Raw genomic sequence first — 17,403 nt, forward strand, 5'->3', positions numbered from 1 at the left:
GATCCGGTGCCGCGCCAGCAATTGGCCGGCACCGTTTTTTATGATCGTTCTTTTCCGTGTCTCTTGAAGTAGTCCTTCGTCTCCTGGAACACCACGCCGGAGAGCATGAACACGGCTATGAGGTTAGGGATGACCATGAGCCCGTTAAAGGTGTCGGAGATATCCCACAGCAGTCCGAGGTCAACGGTGGCACCCAGTATGGCTACCAGTGAATACACCACCATGAACGGCTTGATTATCTTCGTGCCGAAGAGGAACTCGGCGCAGCGCGAGCCGTAGAGCCCCCAGCCGATGGTCGTGGAAAAGGCGAAGCAGATCAGGGCCGCGGCCGTGAAGATGGATACCCACTTTCCGTAGGATGCGGTGAGACCCGCGATGGTCAGATCCGCGCCTGCCGCCTCTCCGTAAGGTACGGTGATCCCGCTGCACAGGATGATAAGAGCGGTGAGCGTGCAGATTATTATGGTGTCGGTGAACACCTCGAAGATCCCGAAGAGGCCCTGCTCCACCGGCTCCTTGGTGTCCGCCGTGGCGTGAGCGATGGACCCGGTACCGAGGCCGGCCTCGTTGGAGAAGATGCCCCTCGACACTCCCCTCCTCATGCTGATGAAGAGAGAGCCGATGACTCCGCCTGTCACTGCCTTTGGAGCGAATGCCCCCTCGAATATAGAGACGAACACTCCCGGCACGTTCTTCCCGTTTATGATGACAACGCCCAGCCCCAGCACTATGTACAGGAGAGCCATAAATGGCACCAGCTTTTCCGTGAACCTTCCTATCCTCTTTACTCCTCCCAGGAGCACCAGTGCGAGGCATATGGCGATCACGATCCCCATTATGAAGTTGAACGTCCCGAGGGATCCCTGACCGATCGCGTTGTAGTTTACGAGAGCCGCGTCGAGAGCCGTGACGATGGTGTTCACCTGGGTGGCGTTGCCCGTCCCGAACACCGCGATGCCTCCGAATACGGAAAAGAGAACGGCGAGGAAGTACCATTTCCTCGAGAGGCCGTTCTTGATGTAGTACATCGGGCCTCCGACCCAGTCGCCCTTGGAGTTCTTTTCCCTGAAGCGGACGGCCAGGGTGACCTCGGAAAACTTCGTGCACATGCCGAGCAGAGCCGACAGCCACATCCAGAAGACCGCTCCCGGGCCGCCTAGAGCGATGGCGCCCGCAACTCCGGCGATGTTCCCCGTTCCCACGGTCCCGGCAAGGGCCGTGCACATAGCCTGAAACGGCGTCATTGCGCCATCCTTCGCCTGAGTCTTCTCGAAGGCCCTTCCAACTATGTGCTTCATGGCGAATCCGAACTTCCGGAGCTGGATGAACCCCGTCCCGAAGCTCAGGTAAAGGCCCACCCCAATGATGCATATCATCGCGGGTATGCCCCATATGAATCCGTTTACATATGAATTGACAGTCTCGATACCCTGCAGCATTTCTACCTCCTTTTTGTCGCAACGGATTGTACTATACCAAATACAATGTATAGCTGTCAACGGTTTTTCGTGCATTTCTACAAAATTAACCAATTTTGTTAATTTTATGGCATAAAATTTGGTTGTTTTAATGCAAAAAAGAGTTTCATTATGCGCAGCGTCCCGAGGTCTCGGCCGGACTGCGTCCCCACATAAATAAACGCAGGCGGGCCCCGCCGGGCATCCTGGCGCACAATCATAACCACCAGTTGAACTGGTGGTTTGTCCTTGCCCTAAAAGGGCCTGTTACTTGCAGGCGTCTTAAGACGCACCGAAATAGACTGCCAACCGCATCTCTATTTTCCGGCTGCGCCTAAGGGCGCTTTTTATTATGCCTTCGTATTCTTGCTACCCGTGAACGGGTCTATGTACTCCTTCAATGTTAATTGATCATTTGCGATATCTTCTTGCAGTTGGTTTCGTATGTATTCTGCGATTGCCTTTTTGTTTCTGCCAACTGTATCGACATAATAGCCACGGCACCAGAAATGCCTGTTCCCATACCGATATTTCATATTCGCATGTCTGTCGAATATCATCAGTGAGCTTTTTCCCTTCAGATATCCCATCACTTGCGATACGCTGTATTTTGGCGGAATTGATATCAGCATGTGTACATGATCAGGGCACAACTCCGCTTCTATTATTTCTATGCCTTTCTGATCACACAACTGCCTAAGTATCTTGCCAATATCCTCTTTTATTTTTCCGTAGATAATTTGTCTCCTGTACTTCGGCGCAAACACTACGTGATACTGACACCGCCACTTCGAATGTGTTAAACTATTGATGTCGGTTTTGGTAATATTACCCATCGATTTATTCCTCCTTTGTTACATGAGTGCGGTTGGAAGCCTCATTCATGATATCACAGGAGGTTTTTTCTTGAAGCTAAAGCTTCTTACTCCACCGGCTTAGCCGGTGGTTTTTTTACACTAAAGATCACAAAAANNNCCAATCATAACCACCAGTTGAACTGGTGGTTTGTCCTTGCCCTAAAAGGGCCTGTTACTTGCAGGCGTCTTAAGACGCACCGAAATAGACTGCCAACCGCATCTCTATTTTCCGGCTGCGCCTAAGGGCGCTTTTTATTATGCCTTCGTATTCTTGCTACCCGTGAACGGGTCTATGTACTCCTTCAATGTTAATTGATCATTTGCGATATCTTCTTGCAGTTGGTTTCGTATGTATTCTGCGATTGCCTTTTTGTTTCTGCCAACTGTATCGACATAATAGCCACGGCACCAGAAATGCCTGTTCCCATACCGATATTTCATATTCGCATGTCTGTCGAATATCATCAGTGAGCTTTTTCCCTTCAGATATCCCATCACTTGCGATACGCTGTATTTTGGCGGAATTGATATCAGCATGTGTACATGATCAGGGCACAACTCCGCTTCTATTATTTCTATGCCTTTCTGATCACACAACTGCCTAAGTATCTTGCCAATATCCTCTTTTATTTTTCCGTAGATAATTTGTCTCCTGTACTTCGGCGCAAACACTACGTGATACTGACACCGCCACTTCGAATGTGTTAAACTATTGATGTCGGTTTTGGTAATATTACCCATCGATTTATTCCTCCTTTGTTACATGAGTGCGGTTGGAAGCCTCATTCATGATATCACAGGAGGTTTTTTCTTGAAGCTAAAGCTTCTTACTCCACCGGCTTAGCCGGTGGTTTTTTTACACTAAAGATCACAAAAAAACGGCCGCAGGGCCGTCGCCGGCTGCCGCCGAATAAGATCTTCTTTTTTTCTAGACGAGGTCTTCCATGTCTCTGTGCACCACGCCCTCGTTGATCAGCTCCACGAATGTCCTGGCGAGATCAGGGTCGAACTGGGAACCGGCATTCCTGAGGATCTCCTGAGCCGCATACTCGATCGGAAGAGGATCCTTGTAGGACCGCCTGGAGATCATGGCGTCGAAGGCGTCCGCGATCGCCAGGCATCTGGCACCGACCGAGATGTCCGTTCCCGCGAGACCGTTAGGATACCCTCTGCCATCCCATCTCTCATGGTGGCCGACTACCGCAGGGATCAGGTAATCCAGGTTCGGCAGGTGGCGGATGATCTCTATGGAGTGGTTCACGTGGGTCTTCATCACGGCGTACTCGTCATCTGTGAGCTTGCCCGGCTTGGTGAGTATACGCTCCGGGATGGCAATTTTCCCTATGTCATGGAGGAGGCCCGCCTCGTAGATCAGCTCCTGATGTTCCCTGGAAACGCCCAGGCGCCTCGCCAGCAGCGTGGCGCAGATCGCCACGTTCCTGCTGTGGCTGAAGGTGAAGTGGTCCTTTGCGTCGATAGCAGCAGTAAGGGCGTAGATAGTAGGAGCTACCTCCTCGTACTCCCTGGTGTAGCCGATCTTGTCGGTCACGGGAGCATCTGCCGCGGTCTCTCTCTCCTCTCCGGTGCTTGCGCTCTTCCTGAGGCTGATCTCCTGGGAAGGATCTATGTCGCCGGTGTGGTAGGTCATTATGCGGTTTTTCCCGAGGCGCTTTCCGTGGTGGATCTCCATGCTCACGTTGGTCTGGAGTTCCTTCATTGTGGTTGCGCCGTACGGCATTGAGCAGATGCCAGCCGTGAACGTCACGTTCTTCCGCTTGATGCCGTCGTCATCGAGGCTTGTCCTGTCCATCTGGCTCCTGATGTTCTCAGCCAGGCGCAAGGCCTCCATCTGACTGCGGTGTGGCATGCAGATGCCGAATTCCTTGTCGGATACCCTGCCGCAGAATACGCCGCGGGGAATGGTGTTTTTAATAATGCCGGCCAGCCTCGCAAGGACCCTGTCCCCCTCGGCCGTGCCGTATAGTTCGTTGTACAGGCGAAGATCGTCCACATCGATCACAAGATATGAAAGCTGGTCACCGCCGGAATTCCTGATCTCCTCTTCCATTTTTCTCAGGAAGGCCGCCCTGTTGAACATGTCAAGCTGAGGATCCAGATCTGCGCGCCGCTCAGCCTCTCCGTATAGAATGGCGTTGTTAAGGGCGATGCTTGCAACAGACTGAACGGAACCGATCATGACCATGTCATCGTAAGAGTAGGCACCGCCGCCGGTCTTTTTTCCTATGAGGAGGATGCCGATGAGCTCATCGTTGTTCCGAAGCGCCGTGATGCACTCTACGCCCAGGGACTCAAGCATGGTCTTCTCCTCTGACCACATGGACCTGTAGGCCACCGAGCGCTTGAAATCGCTGAACATCAGGCATGTGTCGCCCTTTGCGATGTAGTCGATGTATGGAGCGTCCCCCTCTATGCAGAGGTCTCTTTTATCCAGTGGATTGGAGGCGTAGTCCAGCACGTATCTGCCGGAGTCCCTGTCCAGGATGAAGAATGAGACCTGAGAGGCCTTTATGGTATCACGCAGGATCCCGTATGTCTGGTCCATTATCTTCTGGACATCCAGGCTCCTGGAAATGTCCTGGCTGAATTCTCTGAAACGGTCGTTGCTTGCCTGCTCCTTCCGCAAGGTGATGCGTCTTATGGCGCAGTATGCCGCCAGCGAGACGAGGAATACGATGATCGTGAACACGATGCCAGTGACCGCCAGCGATATCCTGTCATCGGGTATGAAATGATCCATCTCGTCCTTGATCGAGCCTACGACGATGGACATTATGACCGTGGACAGGCAGACAGTGCCGAACATGATCACGGTGGATGAATACAGTGTGGTGAGCCTGAAGGCTCTCCGCTTGGCCAGGGCTGCAAACAGCAGTACTGCATTCACTATCCCGGCCAGGGTGTCGAACGGGAAAATGTTCCCCGGCATCACCGAAAGGACGTTGCCCAGCACCATCACGACGCAACCTGACAAGATCAGTATTATCTCCGAGGTGTAGTAATCCCTCTTGTGCCGTTTGCGCTGCTCTCGGAGTGATCTCAGGAGCAGCAGCGTCACATACCCGAGTATCAGCACCGTGACCAACACCGGGATCGCTATCCGCCAGTCGGCTTCGTAGTGGAAGATCGTGCGGCCGCCCGGGGTCACCATCTTTTCCGGCACCGCCAGGAATACCTGCCTGAAAGCCAGGATGAGGTAGACCACCATGGCACCGTAAATGTATTTTCCGGTCCTGTCCAGTCTTGCACCCAGGTAGTGCGTGACGAAGTCGTAGACGGACCATGGAAGGGCCAGGAGCGTGAGAAACGAGATCTGGTACCAGAACACATAGCCCGGCCAGAAGCTCAGACGCATGAGAGTCGAGCCTCCGGTCCACATGATGAGAACTATGAGGTACCGCATGAACGCGCGGATCATGGAGTTCTTTTTTGCAGAACAGAAGGCTATCAGCAGATAGAGGTAAAACAGTACTGCTATGCCGGGGATCCAAATATAAGGAACTGCGGTCATTTAATTATCTCCTCTGGATCGTTCCGTAGGACATCAGCTTGTTGATAACGTATTTTCCCGGGTTTATCGCCGGTATGTCCTCGCCCAGCTCCTCCCGGCAGTGCTGGAACGAACCGCACTTCAGCACGGTGATCCTCAGCGGATCTATCCCCAGCATCTTCTCGAGATCGTCATAGTCTGTATCCATGAATTTGAAGTAGACCTTCAGGTGTTCCCTGAGGACCTGTACGCTCACGGCAGCCGAATCCACCGACTCCGGGTCTATCTCGAGGTACAGGTGGAGATACGGCCTTCTCCCCTTTTCCCATTCCTTGGCCGCAGTGCAGCTGGTTATCGGGAGCCTTGAGAGGCGGATCGCATCGTTTATGGAATTTTCCGTTATCCTCGTGAATCCGGCTATATCGATGACATTGTTTATCCTGTCCACATATTGCACCAGAGGGAGCCCGGTGGTGCTGTCCCCGTTGAGATGGACGCACCTGAACATGTCCCCCACTCTGTATCTGGCGAAGGCTCCACCCTTCAGGCTGGTTATCACCAGCTCGTAGTCGTGTCCGTCCTGAAGCTCGCTGAGGAGCAGTGTCCTGGGCTGATACGACGGATCTCTCTGCGAACGCAGGGACTCCTCCTCAGGGATGAATTCAGGGAAGCAGCTGTCCGGGAAAAAAACCATCCCGTCATGCGAATTTGTCTCGGTGCAGAGCAGTGACATCTCGGTGCCCGCGAAGATCTCGTGGGGCGTTATCCCCCAGGCCTCGCCGAGGAAATCCTTGTAGCATCTCGTATCGGTACCGGCGCAAACCAGCGTCTTCAGGCTGAACACGTCCCCCGGCACCATATGGCGCCCCTCTTTTTCACAGGTCCTCTTCGCCTTGAGAAATCTGAGAGCCATGCGCGGAGATACCCTGCGCATCTTACCGGAGCTCGTGCCTTTCTTCTCTCCGGACGCCGAGTTTATGAACTGCTCCGTCATGTACGCGATGACGCTGGTCATCCCGAAGAATCCGTCGATGCCAGTCTCAAGCCCCATCTTGAATCCCTCCTTATTTCTCTGTCCGAAGCTCATTGCATTAGCCTGGCGGACGGGCGGAAGGAACCTGAAGTCTATCTCCTTTTCCAGCACGTGGGGAAAAAGCCCCGTGACGTACGGCAGCGGGGCCAGACCGAAAAGCATTCTGTCCCCGTTCCGCAGCAGGGACTCATTCGGTTCGCTGGATGATGCCAGTGTCACTATGGCCAGCATGTTATTATTGAGCGCCTCGATCATATCCTGGGTGTACGGCGCGGTCTTCACCGGATGGCGGCCGCCTTCCCATGTGGTCTCCAGCCAGATCACCGGCGGAGCCGGAAGCATGTCCACGCGCCTGTTGAGCAGAACATCCGCATAGTCTTCATATCTGGTGAGTGGGACCATCTCCCGGAATTCCCGGATGCTGCGTGGCTTCTTGCCCTTGAGTATCCTCTGCCCCAGGCCGCTCTCAGACCAGACTCTGATCTGCTCCTCCATGAGGCGTTCCTGTATCCTGTTGAATTTCTCGGGACTCAGGCTGAGGAATCCGCAGTACTCCCCCCACAGATCCAGCTCGTGCTGGTGCTCCAGCTTGTCCGCGTATCTCATGCGTGAAGATCCAGTTCCCCTCTTCATCACTTTCTCCGTATCTTGTCCCGTCCCTTCTTCCCTGCCGGGATCAGGAAGCGGACAGAGTTCCTGTAATCCGAATAATCATCGAAGACCTTTGGAAAAATATATTCATCCTGGAACCAGGAGTATCCGATATTGCACAGGGTGAATATCGTTCCGCCGGTCATGAGGTGCCGGGATCCGAGGAAGAGTGCCAGGAAAAAATATACTCCCGCAAATCCCCATACTCCGGGGTGGCGGCATGCACCGTAGACTCCTGTGGTACAAAGCTTCTGGGCCGACCCCTCCACGTATGCTTCGTGGGCGGGAATGGCGAAGAACAGCGAATATATCAGCAGCCACGCCGAGGCGGCCGCCCCTGCCAGCCACGCTGCCGATGCCGCATGCGGGCCCGGAAAAGCCGCGTCCGAAGCGGCTGTTTTTACCGAGGAAAGAGCGAGGAGCAAGATCCCCGCCGGGAAAAGAAGCCTCAGCGCCCTGCGGTTATTCCTTGTCTGATTGATGTCATAAGCCACGAACATCAGGAAGGAAACGCATCCCAGAAAGATCCACCTAATCACCAGTCACCTCATTTAAATGCACGACAATGTATATATTTTAACTTAAATCGCACCCGATGTATAGGATTATAACTTTGCCTGTGTAAACAAATGGTACGAGCTACACAAAAAACGACGGGGCAAAGTTCATGACTTCGAACCCGTCGTCTGACCATAATCACCATTTATCAATTTTGCCGCAGTTGTTGTTGAAGCACTAGTTTACAGCAGTCCGAAGAGCGATAGTGAAAATACTACTATGATCAACGGTGCGACAAATTTTATGATAAATCCAAGCGTTTTGACCATTCCAGATCCTTTGCTGATTCCAATCGTATCCGCAAAATTATCTATCCCCCATATCCATCCGACAAAGATCGACATAAAGAATGCGCCTGCTGTCAGAAAAATATTATTCGTGATCATGTCGAAAAAATTGAACAAAGTATCTGAAAGCGTAGCTGGTATTCCAATCACAAGGACGAGCAGGAATGTTGTGAACATCGCTTTCATTCTTCCAAATCCAAACTGATCCATCAGGAATCCTATTATCGCCTGCCATCCTGCAATACCCGAGGAGAAAGCAGCTATAAAGAAGGCGATATAGAACAGAGTCCCCCAGAAGAGACCTCCTGGCAACGCATTGAACACATTCGGCATCACGATAAACGTCAGTCCAGGCCCGGCCTGTACATCCAGACCAAACGCCGATGTCAATGGGAAGATCATCATTCCCGCAAGGATCGCCACAAAGATCACTGCACAGGAAACTATAGTAGAATTCTTGAGCGCATTCAGGTCTCCCTCTTTTTGATAACTTCCGAATGTTAAAGCAACAGCCATGGCAATTCCCAGAGAAAAGAATGTCTGTCCGAGTGCAGATAGAATCGACTCACCGCTGAAATTTGCTGCATCCAGGCTGAACAGGAACTTTAAACCATCCGATGCTCCAGGCAGCCTCAGGCCCATGATCACTATAGCAACCATGATGACCACGAGGGAAGGCAGCAATACTTTTCCAATTTTCTCAATTCCATCCTGCAGATTATTTTTCACAACAAGCATCGTCAGAACACAGTTCACAAGAATAAGTGCTATGACAAGCGTGTGATTGCTGCTGAACGTGCCGAAATACTCAGCGATCTGTCCTGAGTTCATTCCCTTGAATACACCCATCGGCGTAGCGTAAATGTAATGAATGACCCATCCGTAGACCGGCACGGTATACCCTGCTACCATCACGATGCAGAGCATGTTAAACAGTCCTACGATCCCCCACGGCTTTTTTCCCGAAAGCTTCTGATATGCTTTTACAGGAGTCTGTCTTGATGCCATTCCCAGCGAAACTTCGGCCGTGAAGAGTGGAATTCCTATGACGATCATGAATAGAGCATATGTCAGAAGGTACAAACCTCCTCCATATGTTCCGCATACATACGGAAATCTCCACAGTGTCCCTACTCCTACTGAAAACCCTATGGTTGAAACGATAAATCCCAACCTTGACCCAAAACTGTCTCGCGATTTATCCTCCATAGCGCTACCTCCTTTCTCCTGGAATCACCTTCAAAGGGATGCATCACTATTCTCCATATATTTTCGCTTCAACAGACCTGTATGCATTTTCCGTAGGTGTGATACCCAGCTCACTGGCTTCCTTCAGGTTTACACGAGTCATTTCAGCGCACTTTACAGCTACCTTATCCATCAGAGCCTGCTTATCTGCTTTGTCTTCGTGCATATGCATCTCTGCTCCGGACATCACTCCGCCAATGTTGTGTACCCAGCACTCTTCGTACAGTATCCCCCTTGCAGCCAGTTTCTTTGACAGCGCGATCTCCTCCTCTATCGTTTTAGCTGCAAGCTGGTTGTTTGCTGCTCCAAACACCATCTTGACCTTGAGGCCGTTGATCACATCTTCAGTTAAAAAGCCTCCTATAGCACATGGGCAGAGGATATCGGCTTCAGTGTTGAGAATGTCGTCTGTGAATTCAATATTCGCATCAGGATGCGCTGCCTTTAACTTCTCATACCGTTCCGGATCGAGATCATTTACGATCAGATCCGCGCCATCCTCCAGAAGGTATTCTGCCTGCGGATAACCTACGGCACCAAGTCCCATTACGGCCACTTTTAACCCCCTCAGGTCCGTCTGACCGAATTTCACCTTTACTGCCTCTCTTAATGCATGCTCTACACCCCACGCCGTTGGCACACCAGATGCACCAAGCGGATTGTTTTTAAGTCCACCATTAATATATCTCGTGTATTCATGAAGGGCATCTGCAAGCTCCACTGGGTAATTCATATCCGGACCAGTGAAAAATCTCACTCTGTTAAGGGCAAATGCTATGAATCCCAGCTCATCTTTGTTATTCAGATCGATTTGTTCAGCATGAACCGCAATTTTTCCGCCGCCGTAATGCAATCCTGCTGCAATGTGCTTATGAGTCTCTGCTCTGGCGAGATTAAGTCCGTCTATCAGCACATCGATCTCAGCATCCTCTTTAGGATGTCTCCTGATCCCGCCGGTGTAAATGCACTGTTCAAAGTTTTCCATTCCCATAATATATGTGTGAATGTTTGCAATAAATCTCCAGTCCTTTTGAGAATTGTACAGACAATCAAGGCCGAAATACCTTCCATTTCTCAGGAGATCCAGCACTTCCTCGAGGTAATCAGAAAGGCCATATTCTGCAAAAAGCTCCCTGGTTTCCTTATCATTCAGGCGAATGTCATCATCAGTCAGCAGGCTTTCCTGATAAAACTTCCTGTTGTAGTCACTCCATTTGATATCCGGGTCCCATTCTTTTGCCGCCCACATATAATCCTTTCCCGTTCTCCAGTCATAACGGATCTTGAGGGTGGTCAGGCCTTCTTCCTTAAGAGGTGTGAATAAGCTTCTATCGTCCATAATATTCCTCCTGAAATACATCTTCATCTTTCAGATTTGGCCAACTACGCATTTCATGCATCACGTATTACATGTAATATGTTTTGTCGAGTGGATATTACCACATATCACATATTACATGCAATACGTATTGTTGATTTATTTTTTTTTCTCTGTTATCATCTCTAAACAATAGATATGTGAATAATCCGTTAATCAGAGATAGCGAGGAGATACTATATGCCCTCTGGCAGAACAAAAGTTGTAAGGAATTCACTGGTAGATCAGATATATGATCTTATAATAGGAAAAATACAGAATGGGGAGCTGTCTCCTGGAGACCGATTAAACATCGAAGCCCTTTCTGAAGAGTTTGGAGTAAGCCGAACTCCTATGAGAGAAACTATAAACAGACTTGCTCAAAGCGGCTATGTAGAAATGAAATACAACGCTGGCCCGCGCGTTTCCGTTCTGGACCCATCAAAAGTCCGCGAGATCGCAACAGCCAATACTGTGCTCCTAGAAGGAATGATGGATCTCTTCCTCTCTTCTGAAGACTCTGATGTCGATGCACTTTGTACGGATCTCGACGAAATAATATCCGATCAGATAGCGACAGTTTCTGAAGAGGATCATACCAGGTTTTCCCATCTGTCTGTGGAATTTCATAACCGCCTTATTCAGGCCTGTCCAAATGTCACACTACAGAAGTTTGCAGCAAACACTCAGGTCCAGCTCGATATGTTCGTATCAGCATACCAGAAGGACATCACCTTCAGGCAGAAATCAATATCCGACCACAAGGAACTTGTCAGCTGCCTCAGGAACAGGAATGCTTGTGAATTCAAGGCAGCTCTAAGGGAACACAACACCAGCCCGATCGCTTACTTCGAGAATATGGCACGATCCGAATAACTTTATTAGACGATTTTCATTTGAAGACGCTATCACACCTTAAACGAATATTATCTTTACACCAATATATCTAGCGACCCGCAGTATATCGTCCATGGTGATCGACATCGTTTTTGTGTTGATATTTGGATGTACAAGGACTATTTCCCCATCAAGTTCTCTATCGATAAGGAGAACTATGTCGCGTTCTGTGTTGTTGATCAGCCCCAAAGGCGTAACAGATCCGGGCGTCAGCCCCATTTTTTCATAGAGGTCTCCTTCACTTGCAAAAGTGAGAGCGCCGCTTCCGATCTTACTACGCAGGCCCTTAAGGTCTGCCCTTTTGTGTGCGGGAAGACAGTACAGATAATATTTCCCCTTGCCCTTCTTATCCCTGAGGAACAGGTTTTTCACTTCCGTTCCTGGAAGACCTATGTGGAGTTGCTCCGCCTCGCTTATGGTATAGACAGCTGGATGGACAACTTCCTTATATGAAATATTTAATTCGTCTAACAACTTATATAAGCCCAATGGAATCTCCTTCTCGTCTTTTCAAAAAACTATTTTACGACCATCTTCGGCCGCCAAGTTCATGAAATTATTATACAATATTGCCATTTGCAAGATACCACGTGAGCATATAAAATAAATGTCACCCGTGTCATCACGGGTCTCATTTTATCCAATAATGCAAGCGGATCTTCCGCGTGATAACAACGATAACGAGGTCATATGAACAACGATCTGATCAGAGAAATAGCGGCGGAACTCAAGGTTCCCGGGTCATCAGTTGAGAACACACTAGCTCTCCTGGAAGAGGGCAACACTGTTCCCTTCATCGCAAGATACCGGAAGGAGGCGACTAAGGGCATGGACGAGGAGCAGATCCTCTTCGTGGAAAAGCAGTACAAGTACGGCATCAGCCTCCAGGAGCGCAAGGATGCGGTGATAGAGATCATCAGCCAGCAGGGAAAGCTCACTCCGGAGATCGAGGCTGATATCAGGGCATGCACGAAGCTGTCTCAGGTCGAGGATCTGTACAGACCATATAAGGAAAAGAAGAAGACAAGGGCCGGCATGGACATCAAGAAGGGTCTCCAGCCACTGGCACAGTGGCTCCTGGATCTGTCTGAGAGCAGAGATGGAGATGTCAGGACCAAGGCTGAGGAGTTCATAAGCGACGAGGTCGGGAGCTGGCAGGAAGCTCTCCAGGGAGCCGAGGACATCATCGCCGAACAGGTATCCGACGACGCCAGGCTTCGATGGAGCTTCAAGGAGCACATCAACAGACATGGCTCCCTGGTCACAGCGAAGAAAAAGGATGCCGAAGACCCTAAGAAAACATACGAGATGTACTACGACCGCACGGAGCCTGTGAGATCCCTTGCGGACCACAGGATCATGGCCATCAACAGGGCTGAAAAGGAAAAGGTCATCACCGCCTCCTTCTCATATGACAGGGATGCCCTGGCGCTGAAGGCATGCGAATCACTTCTCGGAAAGTACACACCTGACGCCCTGGAGCTCCCTGCCTTCCCGGGAGATGCTGATACCATCTCTTCCGTTGTGGAAATCTCCCGGGCCGCGGCAGACGGCTGCAAGAGATTGCTTTTTCCGAGCATAGAGAACGAGATCAGAAGAGACCTTACGGACAGGGCATGCGCCAGCTCCATCGAGGTGTTCTCCTCCAATCTCGAGAGCCTCCTGTCCCAGCCGCCGATCAAGGGGCGCGTGGTCCTGGCCTTCGACCCGGGATATGCGAACGGATGCAAACTGGCGGTGCTGGACGAGACCGGCAAGATGCTCACCGTCGACAAGATTTTCCCGTTCAAGGGCAAGGGCGGCCTGGAGGCAAGCAAGGAAAGGCTGCTCCAGCTCATCAAGAAATATGATGTGAAGATCGTGGCCATCGGAAACGGCACCGCCTCCCGGGAGAGCGAGAGCCTGGTAGCTGGTCTGATCAGAGAAAACGACCTCGACCTGAGCTATGCCATCGTCTCCGAGGCTGGTGCTTCCGTGTGGAGTGCTCAGGAGGACGCCAGAAAAGAGTTTCCTGACATGCCTGTGGAAGAGAGGTCTGCCGTGAGCATCGGGCGACGCCTCCTGGACCCGCTGCCTGAACTGATCAAGATCGATCCAAGATCTATAGGCGTCGGACAGTACCAGCACGACCTTCCTGAGAAAGCCCTGACGGAAAGGCTCGATGAGGCCACCATGAAGGTGGTCAACAGGGTCGGCGCTGATCTGAACACAGCTTCTCCTGCCCTCCTGAAGCATATCTCCGGACTGAACGCCGGGATCGCCCAGGAGATAGTGAACTACAGAAACGAAAACGGAGCATTTACCAACAGGAAGCAGCTCCTCAAGGTAAAGAAGCTGGGCCCGAAGGCATTTACCCAGTGTGCCGGCTTCCTCCGTATCACCGGCGGCGATGAGCCGCTGGATCAGACTTCAATCCACCCGGAGAGCTACGACGACGCCCGCAAAGTCATGAAGGTCTGCGGTATCGATAGCCTGGGTCAGGAGGACGCGGTCTTCCCGGAGGACGCAGTGAGCGGACTCGGCATCGACAGCTACACCCTCAAGGACATCGAGGACGCCATCCGCACGCCTCTCAGGGACTACAGAGACCAGTTCGACGGTGCACTTCTCAAGAGCGACGTCCTGGAGATCGACGATCTCCAGATCGGTGACGAGCTTTACGGTACCGTGAGGAACGTGGTGGCCTTCGGCGCCTTCGTGGACATCGGTCTCCATTCTGATGGTCTCGTTCACATCACCCGCATGAGCCGCCAGAGGGTCGATGATCCATCGACGATACTGTCCGTGGGGGACGTGATCAAGGTGTGGGTCGTTGAGATCGACAAGGAGAAGGAGCGCGTCGGCCTCAGCCTGCTCTCCCCGGACGAGCTCACTCAGCGCGACGCCGAGAGGAAAAACAGGTCCAGAGGACAGGGCAGCGGCCAGAACAGGGGCTCCGGAAAAAGGAACAGCGGCGGTCGCGGCAACGGCGGCAACAGCCGTAGAAATGGAAGATCCGACGAGGGGTCGGCCACCCTTGCCGACGCCAACGCCAAGCTGCTGGCAAAATTCGGAAAGAAACACTAGATGATATATCTGTACGATCTGGGAATGATAGTATCGGGGACAGAGATAAAATATTATGAACATCGAAACGATCGAGAAAAACGGTAAAACTGCAGCCGTCATCCGCGGCGGCAGCGATGAGAGGATGATAACTGATGTCCGGTCGGCGCTGGATCTCATGGTCAGCGTCGACTACCAGTATTCCACAAACCTGGTGGCCATCGCTAAGGAGCTGATCTGCGATGACTTTTTCGTGCTCAGCACCGGTCTGGCGGGAGAGATACTTCAGAAGCTTATAAACTACGGTTTCAAAATAGCCGTATACGGTGATTTTTCAAGATACACCAGCAAGCCTCTCCACGACTTTATTTACGAATCCAACAACGGCCATGACCACTTTTTCGTAAAAGACGAAGAAGAGGCCGTATGTCGGCTGACGGCAGAGTGACATGCCGATGAACACACGAAGCAATGCACTAAAACATGCTTTTCCACTCACGATACCCGTTATGGCAGGATATGTCTTCCTGGGCATCACCTACGGAGTCCTGATGGTCTCCAAGGGTATGCCCTCGTTTTTACCTGTTCTAACGGCGGCTGTGGTCTACACCGGCTCCATGGAGTTCCTTCTGACGGGAATACTCATTTCGTCCTTCAACCCCGCTGCGGCCTTTATCACGGCCATTGCCGTAGGATCACGCCACCTGTTCTACGGGCTGTCCATGGCCCTGGGAACGGCCCTCTACATGTTCCTGGTCCAGGCGGTGTTCGTCTGAATCTAATATGGTATAACAAAAAAGGGAGCCTCTCACAGCTCCCACTGCTGCCCTGGATGTTCCACATCCAGCAGCTTTTTTTTATTCTCTTCATTTCCTTTACGTTCCATGCGGCTCCTCAGCCTGGCGGGCATCGAGTGGTCCCCGAAGCCGTGTATCGGCACCAGCACATCTCCGCTGCAGTGGTCAAGAAAGTCCTCCATTCCCTTCCACCATCCGGTTATCCTCGGATCCACCGGAACGAAGGCGACATCGAAGTTCTCTCCATCTATCCGCTGCAGCTCGGCCCTGTATCTGGCCTCCAGATCCCTGTCCTCGGGCGTGCCGTCGTCCCACCACCAGTTGTTGAGATCACCTGCGTGGTAGATCTTCTTTCCCTCGGTCTCGACGATAAAGGCAACGCCCTCGTCGTTGGACTCGAGTGTGCGGATTCTCATGTCTACCCCCGGGATCTCCGGCCTCACGTCCTCGTGGGGCCCGACGAAGAAACACCGTTCTCTCAAGGCCGGCGGCACCTGGCTTTTGCTGATGTCGTCCGACAGGACGTAATACACGCGGCTGTAGTCATCGGCAAGCTTGAATATCTTCCTTGAAAAGTGGTCCGGGTGGCGGTGGCTCGCGAATACCACCAGCGGGCGTTCGCGGTCGCGATCCGGGAGCTCGCCCTGGTAGTAGTCAAACAAGAGATCAACTCTCTCCATCTCCAGGAAAAAGCCGCTATGGTAAATATACGTCAGCTTCATTTCGTGTGCTCCGCCATGTACTCACCGTCAGGGACTATCTCGATCCAGTACCCGTCCGGGTCCTCGATGAAATAGATGCCCATATCCGGATTCTCGAAGCAGATGCAGCCCATCTTCTCGTGAAGATCGTGAGCGGCTTCCATGTCATCTGCTGTAAAGGCCAGGTGGTACTCCACCTCTCCGAGGTCATACGCCTCGGTCCTGTCCTTGAGATACGTGAGCTCCAGGCGGAAGCCGGTCTTTCCATCACCCAGGAACGTCAGTGTGAAGTCGTCGTTGTCCTTCACCTTCACGGGCTTCAGCCCCAGGGCCTTATCGTAGAATTCCAGGCTCTTGTCCAGATCTTTCACATTAAAGTTAAAGTGGTTGAATGCAAACATGTCTAGTCCTCCTGCTGTGCCTTTTCCGGATGGAGCGCCTCCCACTCCTCCTTCAGGATGGCCATGAGCTGCAGGTCGTGGTACTCTCCGTTCTGCTTGCCCGCCTTGACCATGATGCCTTCCTTCCTGAACCCCAGTTTCGAGTACAGGTGCTCGCCGAGGCTGTCGTCCAGGAAATAATTGAGCGATACACGGTGCATCCCGAACCTGGTGAACGCCAGCTCCAGCACCGCCTGAATGGCCTCGCTGCCAAGGCCTTTGCCCCTCATTGATTCGTCAGCTATATATATTATGGTGAGATCCATGGAATCGTTGAGCTCATCGATGTCGGTGATCCCTACTCTCCCGATGGCCTGCCTGGTGTTCTTGTCCAGGATGGTCAGCCACATTCTGGTCTTGTCGTGGGTGACCTGATGGAACTGGTCTATCACGGTGTCCAGGTCCCGCTTGCCGTCGATGCAGAAATGCTCGATGACGTTCTCACGGGATTCCCATCTCGCAAAATCATCGCAGTCCGCAAAGGATGCCTTTCTTATCTTAAGGTGTTCAGTGGTGATCATTTGATCCTCCGTTTTTTGTATAAAAATATATAAAATGCCTATGCCT

The 17,403-nt window shown here is 51.7% G+C and carries 16 protein-coding genes; 4 read left to right on the forward strand and 12 right to left on the reverse strand.

What is annotated here, in order from left to right:
• Nucleotides 1-38: 38 nt before the first annotated feature.
• The 8 genes from BQ7382_RS05620 to BQ7382_RS05655 form a co-directional block, all read right to left on the reverse strand.
• The gene (locus BQ7382_RS05620) at nt 39-1,439 is read right to left on the reverse strand and encodes an alanine/glycine:cation symporter family protein (RefSeq protein ID WP_077391121.1); all 1,401 of its coding nucleotides are present in this window, start codon (nt 1,437-1,439) and stop codon (nt 39-41) included.
• 368 nt (nt 1,440-1,807) lie between these two features.
• Nucleotides 1,808-2,293 (reverse strand): IS200/IS605 family transposase, encoded by a 486-nt coding sequence (gene tnpA, locus BQ7382_RS05625; protein WP_077390623.1) that lies wholly within the window; start codon nt 2,291-2,293, stop codon nt 1,808-1,810.
• 276 nt (nt 2,294-2,569) lie between these two features.
• Nucleotides 2,570-3,055 carry an IS200/IS605 family transposase gene (gene tnpA / locus BQ7382_RS05630; protein WP_077390623.1) on the reverse strand — a complete coding sequence of 162 codons (486 nt, stop codon included), beginning with the start codon at nt 3,053-3,055 and terminating at the stop codon, nt 2,570-2,572.
• Nucleotides 3,056-3,242: 187 nt separating this feature from the next.
• A complete protein-coding gene (locus tag BQ7382_RS05635; RefSeq protein ID WP_077391122.1) occupies nt 3,243-5,843 on the reverse strand; it encodes a histidine kinase N-terminal 7TM domain-containing diguanylate cyclase/phosphohydrolase in 2,601 nt (866 codons plus the stop codon).
• Nucleotides 5,844-5,847: 4 nt separating this feature from the next.
• Nucleotides 5,848-7,488, reverse strand: a complete 1,641-nt coding sequence (locus BQ7382_RS05640) for a GH3 domain-containing protein (protein ID WP_235847956.1) — start codon at nt 7,486-7,488, stop codon at nt 5,848-5,850.
• On the reverse strand, nt 7,488-8,045 hold the full coding sequence (locus tag BQ7382_RS05645; RefSeq protein WP_144082088.1) for a hypothetical protein: 558 nt from the start codon (nt 8,043-8,045) through the stop codon (nt 7,488-7,490). Before BQ7382_RS05645 ends, BQ7382_RS05640 begins: the two co-directional genes overlap by 1 nt.
• 201 nt (nt 8,046-8,246) lie before the next feature.
• The gene (locus BQ7382_RS05650; RefSeq protein ID WP_077391124.1) at nt 8,247-9,560 is read right to left on the reverse strand and encodes a sodium-dependent transporter; all 1,314 of its coding nucleotides are present in this window, start codon (nt 9,558-9,560) and stop codon (nt 8,247-8,249) included.
• 46 nt (nt 9,561-9,606) lie between these two features.
• Nucleotides 9,607-10,938 carry a Glu/Leu/Phe/Val dehydrogenase family protein gene (locus BQ7382_RS05655; protein WP_077391125.1) on the reverse strand — a complete coding sequence of 444 codons (1,332 nt, stop codon included), beginning with the start codon at nt 10,936-10,938 and terminating at the stop codon, nt 9,607-9,609.
• A gap of 219 nt (nt 10,939-11,157) precedes the next feature.
• Here BQ7382_RS05655 and BQ7382_RS05660 point away from each other — a divergent pair, with 219 nt between their 5' ends.
• Nucleotides 11,158-11,832 carry a GntR family transcriptional regulator gene (locus BQ7382_RS05660; RefSeq protein ID WP_077391126.1) on the forward strand — a complete coding sequence of 225 codons (675 nt, stop codon included), beginning with the start codon at nt 11,158-11,160 and terminating at the stop codon, nt 11,830-11,832.
• Nucleotides 11,833-11,871: 39 nt separating this feature from the next.
• On the opposite strand, the gene BQ7382_RS05665 is transcribed toward BQ7382_RS05660, so the two are convergent.
• A complete protein-coding gene (locus tag BQ7382_RS05665; RefSeq protein ID WP_077391127.1) occupies nt 11,872-12,342 on the reverse strand; it encodes a prolyl-tRNA synthetase associated domain-containing protein in 471 nt (156 codons plus the stop codon).
• Between the two features lie 201 nt (nt 12,343-12,543).
• On the opposite strand from BQ7382_RS05665, the gene BQ7382_RS05670 reads away from it, so the two are divergent.
• The 3 genes from BQ7382_RS05670 (at nt 12,544) to BQ7382_RS05680 (ending at nt 15,674) form a co-directional block, all read left to right on the forward strand.
• Entirely contained in the window at nt 12,544-14,919 is a 2,376-nt protein-coding gene (locus tag BQ7382_RS05670; RefSeq protein WP_077391128.1) for a helix-hairpin-helix domain-containing protein, read from the forward strand.
• A gap of 55 nt (nt 14,920-14,974) precedes the next feature.
• A complete protein-coding gene (locus BQ7382_RS05675; RefSeq protein ID WP_077391129.1) occupies nt 14,975-15,346 on the forward strand; it encodes a DUF4180 domain-containing protein in 372 nt (123 codons plus the stop codon).
• A 61-nt stretch (nt 15,347-15,407) separates the two neighbouring features.
• The gene (locus tag BQ7382_RS05680; protein ID WP_159437237.1) at nt 15,408-15,674 is read left to right on the forward strand and encodes an AzlC family ABC transporter permease; all 267 of its coding nucleotides are present in this window, start codon (nt 15,408-15,410) and stop codon (nt 15,672-15,674) included.
• Nucleotides 15,675-15,706: 32 nt separating this feature from the next.
• Here BQ7382_RS05680 and BQ7382_RS05685 read toward each other — a convergent pair whose 3' ends face one another.
• The 3 genes from BQ7382_RS05685 to BQ7382_RS05695 are packed head-to-tail and all read right to left on the reverse strand — an operon-like array spanning nt 15,707 to nt 17,357.
• Complete coding sequence (locus BQ7382_RS05685; protein ID WP_077391131.1) at nt 15,707-16,417, reverse strand: MBL fold metallo-hydrolase; 711 nt, start codon at nt 16,415-16,417, stop codon at nt 15,707-15,709.
• Nucleotides 16,414-16,797, reverse strand: coding sequence for a VOC family protein (locus BQ7382_RS05690; protein WP_077391132.1), 384 nt, complete (start codon nt 16,795-16,797; stop codon nt 16,414-16,416). The genes BQ7382_RS05685 and BQ7382_RS05690 overlap by 4 nt, the downstream gene beginning before the upstream one ends.
• Nucleotides 16,798-16,799: 2 nt before the next feature.
• A complete protein-coding gene (locus BQ7382_RS05695) occupies nt 16,800-17,357 on the reverse strand; it encodes a GNAT family N-acetyltransferase (RefSeq protein ID WP_077391133.1) in 558 nt (185 codons plus the stop codon).
• Between the last annotated feature and the right edge of the window lie 46 nt (nt 17,358-17,403).

It is taken from the genome of Mobilibacterium timonense, from assembly GCF_900155555.1.
Classification (GTDB): Bacteria; Bacillota; Clostridia; order Peptostreptococcales; family Anaerovoracaceae; genus Allobaileyella; species Allobaileyella timonense.

Bases quoted from the DNA above. Each gene is read 5' to 3' on its own strand.
- BQ7382_RS05675 (WP_077391129.1), top strand. From the start codon at position 14,975: ATGAACATCGAAACGATCGAGAAAAACGGTAAAACTGCAGCCGTCATC.
- BQ7382_RS05635 (WP_077391122.1), bottom strand. From the start codon at position 5,843: ATGACCGCAGTTCCTTATATTTGGATCCCCGGCATAGCAGTACTGTTT.
- BQ7382_RS05670 (WP_077391128.1), top strand. From the start codon at position 12,544: ATGAACAACGATCTGATCAGAGAAATAGCGGCGGAACTCAAGGTTCCC.
- BQ7382_RS05690 (WP_077391132.1), bottom strand. From the start codon at position 16,797: ATGTTTGCATTCAACCACTTTAACTTTAATGTGAAAGATCTGGACAAG.
- BQ7382_RS05620 (WP_077391121.1), bottom strand. From the start codon at position 1,439: ATGCTGCAGGGTATCGAGACTGTCAATTCATATGTAAACGGATTCATA.
- tnpA (WP_077390623.1), bottom strand. From the start codon at position 3,055: ATGGGTAATATTACCAAAACCGACATCAATAGTTTAACACATTCGAAG.
- BQ7382_RS05655 (WP_077391125.1), bottom strand. From the start codon at position 10,938: ATGGACGATAGAAGCTTATTCACACCTCTTAAGGAAGAAGGCCTGACC.
- BQ7382_RS05685 (WP_077391131.1), bottom strand. From the start codon at position 16,417: ATGAAGCTGACGTATATTTACCATAGCGGCTTTTTCCTGGAGATGGAG.
- BQ7382_RS05650 (WP_077391124.1), bottom strand. From the start codon at position 9,560: ATGGAGGATAAATCGCGAGACAGTTTTGGGTCAAGGTTGGGATTTATC.
- BQ7382_RS05695 (WP_077391133.1), bottom strand. From the start codon at position 17,357: ATGATCACCACTGAACACCTTAAGATAAGAAAGGCATCCTTTGCGGAC.
- BQ7382_RS05660 (WP_077391126.1), top strand. From the start codon at position 11,158: ATGCCCTCTGGCAGAACAAAAGTTGTAAGGAATTCACTGGTAGATCAG.
- tnpA (WP_077390623.1), bottom strand. From the start codon at position 2,293: ATGGGTAATATTACCAAAACCGACATCAATAGTTTAACACATTCGAAG.
- BQ7382_RS05680 (WP_159437237.1), top strand. From the start codon at position 15,408: ATGGCAGGATATGTCTTCCTGGGCATCACCTACGGAGTCCTGATGGTC.
- BQ7382_RS05640 (WP_235847956.1), bottom strand. From the start codon at position 7,488: ATGAAGAGGGGAACTGGATCTTCACGCATGAGATACGCGGACAAGCTG.